Origin of the sequence: Luteitalea sp. (assembly GCA_009377605.1) — a bacterium.
Classification (GTDB): Bacteria; Acidobacteriota; Vicinamibacteria; order Vicinamibacterales; family Vicinamibacteraceae; genus WHTT01.
On the sequence record WHTT01000141.1, the window covers coordinates 1 to 11,135 of the forward strand.

General features: G+C 63.2%; 15 protein-coding genes. 3 read left to right on the forward strand and 12 right to left on the reverse strand.

What is annotated here, in order from left to right; all coding sequences use genetic code 11:
- Window positions 1-579: 579 nt before the first annotated feature.
- A complete protein-coding gene (locus GEV06_26845) occupies window positions 580-768 on the reverse strand; it encodes a hypothetical protein (GenBank protein MPZ21477.1) in 189 nt (62 codons plus the stop codon).
- A complete protein-coding gene (locus GEV06_26850) occupies window positions 765-1,121 on the reverse strand; it encodes a hypothetical protein (protein MPZ21478.1) in 357 nt (118 codons plus the stop codon). The genes GEV06_26845 and GEV06_26850 overlap by 4 nt, the downstream gene beginning before the upstream one ends.
- Before the next feature lie 311 nt (window positions 1,122-1,432).
- Between GEV06_26850 and GEV06_26855 the strand changes: the two genes are divergently transcribed.
- Entirely contained in the window at window positions 1,433-2,017 is a 585-nt protein-coding gene (locus GEV06_26855; GenBank protein ID MPZ21479.1) for a Uma2 family endonuclease, read from the forward strand.
- Between the two features lie 85 nt (window positions 2,018-2,102).
- Here the strand turns inward: GEV06_26855 and GEV06_26860 are convergent, their stop codons facing one another.
- From GEV06_26860 to GEV06_26870, 3 genes are read right to left on the reverse strand one after another with little or no spacing between them, the layout of a single operon-like run.
- Window positions 2,103-2,312 (reverse strand): hypothetical protein, encoded by a 210-nt coding sequence (locus tag GEV06_26860; GenBank protein ID MPZ21480.1) that lies wholly within the window; start codon window positions 2,310-2,312, stop codon window positions 2,103-2,105.
- On the reverse strand, window positions 2,296-2,547 hold the full coding sequence (locus GEV06_26865) for a hypothetical protein (GenBank protein ID MPZ21481.1): 252 nt from the start codon (window positions 2,545-2,547) through the stop codon (window positions 2,296-2,298). The genes GEV06_26860 and GEV06_26865 overlap by 17 nt, the downstream gene beginning before the upstream one ends.
- Window positions 2,534-2,866, reverse strand: coding sequence for a hypothetical protein (locus GEV06_26870; protein MPZ21482.1), 333 nt, complete (start codon window positions 2,864-2,866; stop codon window positions 2,534-2,536). Before GEV06_26870 ends, GEV06_26865 begins: the two co-directional genes overlap by 14 nt.
- A gap of 35 nt (window positions 2,867-2,901) precedes the next feature.
- Between GEV06_26870 and GEV06_26875 the strand changes: the two genes are divergently transcribed.
- Both GEV06_26875 and GEV06_26880 read left to right on the forward strand, forming a co-directional pair.
- Window positions 2,902-3,207, forward strand: a complete 306-nt coding sequence (locus GEV06_26875) for a hypothetical protein (protein ID MPZ21483.1) — start codon at window positions 2,902-2,904, stop codon at window positions 3,205-3,207.
- 343 nt (window positions 3,208-3,550) lie between these two features.
- The gene (locus tag GEV06_26880) at window positions 3,551-4,573 is read left to right on the forward strand and encodes a LysR family transcriptional regulator (protein MPZ21484.1); all 1,023 of its coding nucleotides are present in this window, start codon (window positions 3,551-3,553) and stop codon (window positions 4,571-4,573) included.
- 371 nt (window positions 4,574-4,944) lie between these two features.
- On the opposite strand, the gene GEV06_26885 is transcribed toward GEV06_26880, so the two are convergent.
- The 7 genes from GEV06_26885 to GEV06_26915 form a co-directional block, all read right to left on the reverse strand.
- Window positions 4,945-5,853 (reverse strand): TIM barrel protein, encoded by a 909-nt coding sequence (locus GEV06_26885; protein MPZ21485.1) that lies wholly within the window; start codon window positions 5,851-5,853, stop codon window positions 4,945-4,947.
- A gap of 278 nt (window positions 5,854-6,131) precedes the next feature.
- Entirely contained in the window at window positions 6,132-6,518 is a 387-nt protein-coding gene (locus tag GEV06_26890; GenBank protein MPZ21486.1) for a RidA family protein, read from the reverse strand.
- Between the two features lie 94 nt (window positions 6,519-6,612).
- The gene (locus GEV06_26895; GenBank protein MPZ21487.1) at window positions 6,613-6,675 is read right to left on the reverse strand and encodes a hypothetical protein; all 63 of its coding nucleotides are present in this window, start codon (window positions 6,673-6,675) and stop codon (window positions 6,613-6,615) included.
- Window positions 6,676-6,815: 140 nt separating this feature from the next.
- Entirely contained in the window at window positions 6,816-7,325 is a 510-nt protein-coding gene (locus GEV06_26900) for a DUF664 domain-containing protein (GenBank protein ID MPZ21488.1), read from the reverse strand.
- 74 nt (window positions 7,326-7,399) lie between these two features.
- On the reverse strand, window positions 7,400-8,308 hold the full coding sequence (locus GEV06_26905; GenBank protein ID MPZ21489.1) for a sigma-70 family RNA polymerase sigma factor: 909 nt from the start codon (window positions 8,306-8,308) through the stop codon (window positions 7,400-7,402).
- Window positions 8,309-8,455: 147 nt separating this feature from the next.
- Entirely contained in the window at window positions 8,456-8,956 is a 501-nt protein-coding gene (locus tag GEV06_26910; protein ID MPZ21490.1) for an FtsX-like permease family protein, read from the reverse strand.
- Window positions 8,957-9,329: 373 nt separating this feature from the next.
- Complete coding sequence (locus GEV06_26915) at window positions 9,330-10,826, reverse strand: gfo/Idh/MocA family oxidoreductase (GenBank protein MPZ21491.1); 1,497 nt, start codon at window positions 10,824-10,826, stop codon at window positions 9,330-9,332.
- Between the last annotated feature and the right edge of the window lie 309 nt (window positions 10,827-11,135).

The following is an 11,135-nucleotide window of genomic DNA, read 5'->3' on the forward strand; positions in this document are numbered from 1 at the left end:
ATGTCATCGGCGTGCGCTCATGAACCGAGTTAGAACACGCTTGTTTTGGGACTAGTGCGCGCCACCTCTCTGGAGAAAGCGCTTCTCAGAAGACGCTGACGTTCCACTGCAGCGTGTACGGCAGATCCAGGTCTGACGCGAACTGATAGAGCGTCGAGCGGTCCGGCGGCACGAGCGAGCTTTTCAGCGACACGTTCAACTGCTCCGGTGTGAGCGGAAAGCTGGCCTCCGACCCATAGGAGGAGCCGTAGTTCTACCTTGCCCTCCACGTTCGCGTTCGTAATCGTCACGGCCTCGTCGCTCAACGACGCCACTGAGAAGGCAGGCAGCGTTTTCCCGGGCCGGACTCTGCGCTCGGGCGAATAGCCGTGGGCTCGCCGTGCCTCGTCGAAGTCGGCGTACTCTTTGGTCAACGTCGCATAGTGCTCGGTGCGCTCCGCGATGCGACCCTCGGCGTCGGCATCGATGAGCATCCGAAATAAGAGCTGTGCGTTCAACCGTCGACTGGGCTGCGTGTCGACCAGACGAGACGCATACGCCTTGGCCTGCATCATATTGAGTCTCCCTGCTTCGGGTGTACTACTGTGTCAGCTCGAGCACGCCGAGCTCTTCGCCTTCGCTATTGACCAAACGAACGTTGAGGGCCTGTCGGTCGACTTCGATGACGGCAAAGCCGTGCTGCTTCTCCTTGACGGTGCTGCGCGCGTAATCCTCCTGGCGGAGATCATAAAGAGCCGCACCGCCGGCACCCGCGACCACGAAGTTCACGCTGCCTTCGGGCTCGAGGATCTGGAGGTTGTGGTCGTGGCCACAGATGTAGAGCTGGACCCCATGTTTCTTGAGAATCGGCAGCAGTCGCTCGATGAGGTCGTCTGCTCTGCATCGTTGTCCCCTCGGGTCGCAGAGTAGATCTGGTAATGCCCGTAGACGACCTTCCAGGGCGCCGTGCTCTTCGCGAGCTCCTCGTCCAGCCAGCGCAGCTCGCGTTCCGACAGATCGACCGTGTCGAGTTGAAAGAACTGTGCCGCGCCAGCGGTGAACGAATAGTACCGGGCGGGAAAGTGCCAGCTCTCGCTTTTCTCGGAGTACAGAATCTCGGACAGCGGGCTCCCCACCTGCATCGAGCGCAGCAGGCGCCGCGCGCTTGCCGCAGCAGAGCCGGGTAGCGCTAGACGAACAGTTCGGCGTGCGCCGATTCCTCGGTGGTGGGACGCAGCAGTCGCATGTCTCTATTTGACGCACTAGGCTGGCAGATCACAACGGCGACACGGCAAGAAGCAGTGCCGTCACCGTAACATCGGCTTGAACGGGGCGAATCCTGGTCCGGCCGGCCACGAGCATAGGCCCTTCCGTTTGCGCTTGACGCCCCGTCTAAGACGATGCCATCGTCGTCGAGTGTCGTCAAAGGAGGCATGCTATGCTTCAACCGGTCATGGATGGTAAGGGCTTGCGGCGGCGGGCGACCTACGATGACCTCCTGCAGGTACCGGATCATCTGGTCGCGGAAATTATCGATGGCGTGCTGTACACGTCGCCGCGACCGGCGTTCCGACACTCGCGCGCGGGCTCCAAACTTGGTATGGATCTCGCCCCGTTCGATGAAAGTGGTGGTGAGCTTGGTGGCTGGTGGATTCTGGACGAGCCAGAGCTCCATTTCGGTTCGGACGTGGTCGTCCCGGATCTCGCTGGCTGGCGCGTCGAGCGGATGCCAGAGCTCCCGGACGTGACCTTCTCCACGCTTGCGCCGGACTGGGTCTGTGAGGTTCTATCGCCGTCGACCGCACGACTCGATCGGGACAAGAAGCTTGGCGTCGACGGACGGGTGCACGTACGGCACCTGTGGCTGCTCGATCCGATTGCCAAGACGCTCGAAGTCCTGGTCCTCGTCGGATCTCGCTGGACGCTCCAGACCACCTACAGGGACAACGAGCGCGTCCGCGCCGTGCCCTTCGACGCCATCGAGATCGAGATGGCCGGCTTGTGGGCTGAAGCTCGGACTACCCCTGCGCGCCGCTGAGCGCATTGACGGCGTTTTCACACCAACAAGCGGTAAAACGGGCGTGACTGGCGGGGACGAAGGTGCCTGAGAGAGGACTAGCCCCCTAGGAAGGGCTCGCGTCGGGCGGCTCTTCCTGCTTCGGATCCCCTTGTGAGTGCGGCATGTGACCGAGGCCCATCAGAACGCCATGCGTGTAGGGCGGATCTGCCTCGTTGGTCGTCTGTGCCAGGTCGAACCACAGGTCCCAGGCGGCCTCCAGTTCTTCGTCGGTCATCTCCTTCAGATTCAGGTCGTCGTCACTGAGCAGTTGCATCGTCGGATTCCCCCGGGCGCGGAGTCGTCGGAAGGTGTCTCTCGGCCAGCGTCAGCACGAGCTCGTGCGCTCTCACCAGTGGTAGATCTCTTAGTGGTAACCGCCGGAACTCGCTCAAGCACTGTTGGGCCGCTTGTTCGTAGCGCAGCAGCCGCGAGCGATCGCGTTGCTGCGCCTGATCGATTTCGCGGGCAAGCGCCACGACAACCGCCTCTCGACCTTCACCGCGGCGCATCGGACGTCACCCGCGGTGGTCGGCTGAGAAAGTCACATCGAATGCGGCGACCACGTGTGTCTCGAAACTCGAAATGGCTCGACCAGCCTCCGGCCAGCCATCGCACGTCCAGGGGCGCCCCCGGTCGATACTGCGCCCGATGCTGTCCCAACACCGAAAGCACGTGGGCGCAGGCGGTCTCGGTCTCGCGGACGATCCAGTCACCGTCCTTGCTCATGATCGCAGCACGATAGAACACGACGGCCTGACCGGATGTGAGCACGGCCACCTGCTCGTGTGCGTTGAACTCCTTGGTGAGATCGAAATAAACGTTGCGCACGCCGGCAGTATATCAGCCGGCTTGGCAGACTTCGGGTGCGGAGCGACGCGCACCCTCGTCGAGCGGCAGGCGCGCGACATGGCGACGTCTGGCGGACCGCGGGCGGTCAGGAAGTGGATTTCGTCATCGGTGACATGAACCTCGCCGTCGAGATCAAAGGGGCCGCGCGCGTGCACGAAGGCGACATTCGTGGCCTAGCGGCCCTTCGCGGCGAATGGAAGGTCCGCCGGGACGTCGTCGTGTCCCTTGAACGCGCAGCGCGCCGCACCGATGACGGTATCGACATCCTCCCCTGGCGTGTCTTCGTCGATCGGCTGTGGGCCGGTGACCTCGGCGTCTGATCCTTAGCGCCTCGCACCGGTTGCGCCGCAGCACAATGCGGTTTACTATGCGTATCATGCACGCTGTGGTGAGTGCGTTCGCCCCTCCTCGGGCTGCCAGTCTGGCGGCGAGGAAGTCGTCTGCGCGCACACGCCCCTTCGCGTGCCACTCTGCGGTCGTCGTCGTAGCCGTCATCGACATTAGCGTCATACGAGACGGGTGATGTAGCTACGACCATTTCCGCAGCAAAAAGGGCCATCACCCAAGCAAAGGTGATGGCCCTTTTCATTTTTGCGCACATCCCGTTGGCCGGTGGCGCCTTGTCGTTCTGCCGGCAAGCACGGGGCCAGAGAGGAACAGGCCATGGATCTCCGTGATCTGAAGACGTTTCTCGTGGTAGCGGAGGAACGAAGCTTCGTACGGGCGGCCGAGCGACTGGGTTGCTCGCAGCCTGCCGTGACCTTCGCGGTCCAGCGGCTCGAAGCGTCGGTACATCAGCCGCTCTTTCTCAGGCGAGCGAAGCCCCCTGACCTGACGGACGCTGGCAGAATCCTGTTGGACTATGCGCGACGGCTGTGCCGGATTCGGCAGGAAGCGACGTTTGCGATGGCCGATCTTCGTGGCGCCGCCCACGGTGCCCTCCGCCTCGGCTTGAACGATTCGTTCGTGCCGTTTGTGGTCTCGGTCCTCGATCGCTTCGGCCTACATCATCCGGGCGTACGTGTCGAGCTGCGCCGGGGGCGGTCGGTGGATCTTGTGGCCGGTGTAAGCTGCGGAGACTTACACGGCGCTCTCTTCAGCTTCGCCCCGCCTAACAGGCACCTGTCGGCCGTGCCGCTGGGACGTGACCGCATCGTCCTCGTGACCGCACCGAGCCACCCGCTGGCCGCGAAGGCCTGCGTCTGCCTGGACGACCTCGCGGCCGAACGGCTCATCGCGCACAGCGAGCCCTCTTCTCTGCGAGCCCTCGTCCTCAAGACCTGTGACCAACGCGGCCTCTCGCTACAGATGACCGCGCTCTTGCCCACGCTGGAGGCGATGAAACAAGCTGTGACGCTCGGTATGGGTGTGACGATCCTGCCACTACGGACCGTCCTGCAGGACATCGCAGAGGGGCGGCTGCGAGGCATCCCGATCGCTGAATCTTGGGCGGAGGAGGAGATCTGGTTCGCGCACAGTGGTGAGCACGCCCTCCCAGCCGTTGGGCAGGTCTTCGTTGAGCTGCTACGCGAGCTCAGTGAGAAAGCCCTCGCGCCCTGTTCACCTGTTGTGCCACGGAGTCGTCATCCCACCACCATTGCCGTGGCGCGGGCCGCGGTTGCGGCCAGATCTCGTAGAGCGTCTCCGCATCGTACAGCCGCCCGCCCTTCATCACGTAGCGGATAGACAACGTGTGACGGATGTCCTCGAGCGGGTTCCGGTTGAGGACCTGCAAGTCAGCCAGCGTGCCGACCCTGCTCGGTGGTCTCGGCCTGCTGCTGACCTTGGTCGGCATTTTCGTCACGACCGCCTACGCCGTCGCGCGTGTGATCGCAAGTTGTCTGTTCGAGACAGAGCCGTCTTATCCGCTGACGTTGGTAGCAACGGTCGTCGTCTTGGCGGTGACGGTCTGATGGCCGCATGGATCCCAGCACGCCATGCGGCGCACGTCGATCCGGTGAAGGCCGTGCGCGCGGAGTAGTCACTCTTGATGGGAGCTTCACATCGACGAGCTGCAACAAGATCAGCATCGCAGCAGCCCGATAGAACGCACGAGATCACAGCGCCTCGCGGAACTCGTCCAGCAGGCGGCGAACCTTCTGCCGGGCATCACCCTCGCCGAGGGTCTCCAGCGGCACGAAGCCGCGATAGTTCGACTCGCGCAGGATCCGTACGATCGTCGCAAGGTTGGTCTTCTCCGCGCGCCCACGGCGGTAGACGAGCTCTTTGATCTGCCATGTGTAGGCGAACGGCGCCAGTCGTGCGATCTCCTCGTACGGGTCGCCGGTGCGGAGACTGCCGATATCGACGTTCAAGCCCAGCCACTCCAAGGGAATACGCCGCCGGATCTCGAGGACCTCGTCGGCCGTTCGCAGCACGTCCTCGTGGTTCTGCACGACGATCGCCACACCATGTCGCGCCCCGACGGCCGCGGCCGCTTCGAGCGCCGCGATGACGCGCTCGCGTGCGTCGGTCCACGTTGTCCCGGGCGCCCCGGGCCCGGCGAAGACCCGCAGCATCGGCGCGCCTAGCTTCGCGGCCACCTCCACCCACCGCTCCGTCAGCGCCAGGTCCGAGGCGCGATCCTCCTCTCGAGGCACGGCGAAATCCGTGCGGATGCCGGTGCCGCTGATGTCGAGCCCAAGGCGGAAGGCGCGATGCTTGATCCGGTAGATCGCCTCGTCCCCGGGTGGCGTCGGATATCCGGCGAAGTAGTAGCCGGTTGGATCGACCGCGTCGAACCCGATCGACGCGCAGTACTCCATCACCTTCGGCAGCACCATCGCGCCCGTGGTGAGAGCCTGGTTGAACGAATACAGATTGCAGCTCACGATCAGTCGCGGCGGCAGCTTCTGCTCGCCATCGTCGGTCGGCTGCACCCTGAGGGGATGGGTCGTGAGGGGAAGGGTGGTGAGCGGTACGGTGGCCGCGATCTGGGAGCAGAAGTCTCGGCGGGTGACACGCATAGGAACAGCTCCTCGTCTCCGCGGTGCATCGCAGCTGCCCGCGTACAGCAGATACCAAGTCCCGCGGCATCGTAGCACGCGCCCGGCAGGCCTAGACGCCCTTAGGAGGCGGTCCGGAATGGGCAAAGAGGCAGACCTCTTGCGGGGCGGGTCGAGATCCACTCGCAACGTGGCGTCCGGTCAGTTATGTCCGCGATGGTCTCGAAACACTGCGGCGTTTTTCATTACCAACCTGACTTGGCGTACAGATGCGCACCTCGTCGCGCTCGAATGAGCTGCTATGCAGCGGCGACCGCTTCGACCTCTAGGCGCCAGCGTGGCTCCAACAGGCGACAGCACACAACGGTTGACGCGCACTCGTGGTCGCCCAGATGCTTCACGCGCATCCGGACGTTCGCCTCATCGTCCGCGGGATCGGCCAGGTACGTCCGGAGCGACACGATGTTGTGAACATCCATGTCGGCGGAGCGCAAGATCGCACGAATGTGTTGCCAAATCAGTTCCGCCTGCTCGTCGAACGACTCCGGCATCGTCTTCCCGTCGGACTCGTAGCCGTTGAGCCCACTGATAAAGAGAAAGCGTGCGTCGCCGCGAACCTCGACACCGTGACTGTAGGCCCGATACTGGGGGAATAGCTCAGGGGGATTGTGCTTGATCGTCGGCATGCACAGCGGATCTTAGCGCACAGTTGTGGACGCCTGCGTACGGTCGCGGGCAAACCCCACGTGGCGACCGACCACAGACATCGATGGCTCCTGACTAGTCGTCAAGGGTAGACCCATCCGGTACGAAGACCAGGCCGGACGGCAGCGGTCGGATCATGACAACGCCGGTGGCAAGACAATCCTGCCACCGTTGTTATCACAAATCTGCGCTCTAGCTATTCAAGCTCACCTGGGTGCGGATCAAGACTTCGTCGGGGCGGCGGCCTAGCTCGGCAGCGGCCCTGGACGAGTGCAGCCTTAGTTGGAGGCTTGTGCCGCCAGCGCCGTACGCCCGGCCGCACGTAGGGCGTCAGTCACGTGGCTGCGATGCATCATCTGGTGCAGGGCCAGCACCAAAAAGCTCCGCCCATACGTTGCGAACTCATGTTCTCTTCCTTGGGGCGGCGCCTTAGTCGGCTTGTCGAGGTCCTCGTCGCTGAGCGATTCCAGGAGCTTTAGATTCCGTTCCCGCAATGCAAGATACTTCTCTCGAACCTCGGCGAAAGATGGATACGCGCCGGCATTGTCGACTGGTTCCGAGCTCTCACCGAAGTACTTCTGCCACTCAGCGACGGGATTCTCATCTCCGAAGAGCACTCCTGGGATCATGCCTTCGACGATCGTCAGATGACCGAGGACCCAGAGCGGATGGCATCCGCCATTCGGCGTCGGGAATGTAGTTGCCGCATCGCTCATCTTGTCGATGACGCTCAGGACGGCTCCATTCGAAGTGGTCAGCGCGAATGTAATAGCTTCTTTCGTGTGCATTGTTTCTCCTTCGCGAAGTGTGTATTTCTACTCTGTATTACGGCTCCGGAGCAATCGAAGATACGCGTCCCTCTCTAGGAGGCTTCGATGACGACAGAGGTGGTCCCGGGTAGTACCCAAGGGCAGTGCAAGTAGTCGACGACGCGCGTGATGAGATGGTCCGTCACGTCGACGCGAACGATCGAGTGGGGTATCCAGCTCCCGTTGTGTTGGCGCAGGGCGAGGACGGCCGGTTCGCCGTCCACCTCGCCCACCGCCATTCGCCACGGAATCGTCAAGCGCTCGTAGCGGCCGAAGTACGGTGCGTCGTGGAGCGGACCTGCGAACCGGTCCGCCACGCGCAGGCGAGCGTCGGCTGTGATCAATTCACGGAGTCCATCCCAATCGCGTTGATTGAATCGCTCCACGTAGAGATGGAGCAGGCGTGACATTTCAGGATTGGCCGCGCGCGACGGCGTCAAGAGTTGAGGCAGCGACGACAATTTCGATCGCCCACGATTGAGCGCGGCCTTGACGCCGCCTACAGTGGAGTCGACGAGCTCCGCGATTTCCTCCAGTGAGTAGTCGAACACGTCTTTCAACAGCACGCAGGCGCGTTCTTTTGGAGGGAGCGCTAGCACGAGGTGCTCGACTGCGCGGTCAAAGATGCGGCCAGGCGGATAGGCAGGCATGACGGAGTCTGGCCCCATGCCGGCTGCCTCCGCCTCCTGACGAACCTCACGGCGGCGAAGGAAATCGATGCATCGATTGTGTGCGATCCGAAACAGCCATGGCGCCAGCGGGCGGTCGTCGTCATACGTTTCGAGCTTCCGATAAGCCTGAAACAGCGAATCCTGAACGATGTCCTCGCCGTCCAACACCGATCCAGTCATGCGGGAACAGTAACGGTGCAGGCTGGGCCGAAGGTGCGTGACGGTTTCGAGGAACGCGAGGTAACGCGCCTCGAAGGGCCCAGAGGCATCGATGCCAGTCGGATCATCCATATTGATCTCTACGTAGCCCATCGTGTTTGGGATACGGACGGGACAAAAGCTAGAGAAGCGTCCGGTCTATTTATCCAGTTTGACCTGCACGTGCGTTAGCCAAATTGTCGAGCTTCCGCTCAAACTCATCGTAGCGGGACCGACCGCCTACAGCTCGTGCAGCGCGACCATGGGGTCCACCTTCGACGCGCGACGGGCCGGGATGAACCCCGCGACCGCGGACACCACCACTATCACCACGACAGCCACCGCGATCGAGAGTGCATCGGTGGGCGCGAGGTCATAGAGGAGCGTGGCCACGAAACGGCTGGATCCAATCGCGACGGCCAGGCCGATCGCGATGCCGAGCGCGACGAGCAGCATCGATTCCCGCATCACGAGCCGCAGCACGTCGCCGCGCTGCGCGCCAAGGGCCATGCGGATGCCGATCTCGTTCGTCCGGAGCGACACGTCGTAGGACATCAGCCCGAAGAGGCCCACGGCAGCCACGACCAGCGCGAGGGCTCCGAAGAGCGTGTAGGCCTGCGCGAACAGCTTCTCCTGCTGGAAACGGCCCTCGACCTCCTCTATCTGGGTCGAGACGTCCTGGAGCGGCAGGTTGGGATCGATCTGTCTGACCGCTTCCCTGATGGCACCGATAGTGAGCATCCTGCCGCCTTCAGTTCATCCGCAACGGCCGAGGCAACCACTCCATGTCCGTCCCCATCGGCTCGATCCGCCGGAGGATAGAAGCGATCGTTGTCAGGTGGAAAATCAATCACGACGAGTCGCCCACCCGGCTTCAATCCAGCCATGAGACTGCGATTCATCGCCGACGGATCGGCGAAATGATAGTAGACGTTCCGGATCAGCATCGAGTCGCAGCAGCGGTCTGGAGGGTTCGTTCTGTTCGGGTCGCCCAAGATGGTAACAACGTTCTGTACCCCTTTTTAATCACCTAGGCCGGTTTGCATAACGCCCAAGGTCTGCCGCCACCATCGCCCGCGTCCAAGGGCAATCACTCCTAGTCGCATATCAGTCGTCAGTCGGCCCAGGGAGCCCGCGATGCCGGCCCCGTGAGCAGCGTGTTGGCTGCCTCGTCATTCGGAAAGCGTTCGTTGTCGGGGTCCCAGGTCAGCGTCGCGCCGTCACGCTGGATGCCGATGTGCGCCAGGTGGCAGATAGAGATCGTCCGCTGCCCCACTTCGGCATCCTCCATCGTCTGGCCGCGTGTCCTGACGGCGTCGATGAAGTCCACGCGCTCGCTGCGAAGGGGGAATCGCACGTCGCTCGAACCGAGGCGTGCCGCGAGGATGTCGGGACTGCTGGCCTCGAGGAGCTCAGGGTGCTGTGCGGACGTCGCGTAGTTGACCTGGAGCCAGCCCTTGTCCCCCTCGAAGCGGATGTTCGGCTGATCCATCGTGTAGAAGAGCTGCACGCCGTTGGCGAAGCGGAACCGCGCATCGAACGTCTCGAGCACGTTCCAGACCGCGCCGTCGTGGTACTTGCCTGTGGCCTGCACCTCCACCGGCCCGGTACGCTCGGTGCCGTTGGCCCACTGCGCGACGTCCACCAGGTGCGCGCCCCAGTTGGTGAGCATGCCGTCGGCAAACAGCTTGCTGCGGAACCATCCCGGCCGGCTCTTGAGATCGCGCGGCGGGTGCACGCGTTTCTGCATATACGGCACCTTCTCGGCGGGCCCGAGCCACAGGTCGTAGTCGAGGTCCGCTGGCGGCGCCGTCACGATCTCTGCCTCCTCGGGAAACTCCTCCTTCGGTGAGGCCACGCGGATCGTGTGAAGCTTGCCGATGCGGCGGTTGCGCACCAACTCTGCCGCACGATGGAAGCGCTCGAGCGATCGGAACTCGCTGTCCACCCGGAACACACGCGTGTGCTGCGCGGTCGTCTTCACGACGCGCCGGCCCTCGCTGATGTAGCGGGTGATGGGCTTCTCGAGCGACACGTCCTTGCCTGCCCTGAGCGCGGCGAGCGCCATTGGCACGTGCCAGTGGTCGGGCGTCGAGATCATGACGGCGTCGATGTCCGTCCGCGCGAGCAGCTCGCGAAAGTCACGGAACGCGGCGCAGCCGCGATAGCTGCCGGAGGGCTGCCGCTTGGCGTACGTGGACTCAACGAGTGCCTTGGCCTGCCCGGCCCGCCAGCTGTCCACGTCGCACACGGCCACCACCTGCACGCCCGGTACCGCCATGAACTCGGGGATGTTGAGGGCCTGCGCCTGGCGCCCGGTGCCGATGAAGCCGAGCGTCACGCGCTCGCTCGGCGCCTGATCGGCGAAGAGCCGGGACGGGAGGACGAAGGGAGCCGCCGTGCCGGCGGCGATCAGGCCCGCGGACTGCAGGAATCGTCGACGTTGCATGTGCTGACAGCGTAGTCCAAACCGGGCGTGGCGCAAAAGCCCTTGAACCACGGTGTCTCGGCATGAGCGCCGTAGATATGAGGAACCCCCATGGGGATGAAGAGAGCCCATCCCGCTGTTATGTCCCAATGGCGATCCGCCCCTCGCACCATCCCCGCCCATCGGTGCAGTAAATGGGAATGGTCTCTTCTCTGCCAGTAGGCCGGCGAATGAAGTGGCCGTGCGCCGTGGGAAAATGTCCGATGTCAATGATATAGAGATCCCTGACGATGGGAAGCTTGCGGCTCCGCTTGACGATATCCACCGGCAGGATTGTCAGACGCTGACCAGGAAACCCGTGAGGGATACGCCTCCATCGGCTTTGCCAGGACCCACTGGTTCACGGCTTCTTCTGAAAATCGGATTCGTTCACCCAACCGGGCTGCAGCTTCTCCCCTTTCATGTACCGCTCGTAGAAATTGCGGAACTCCT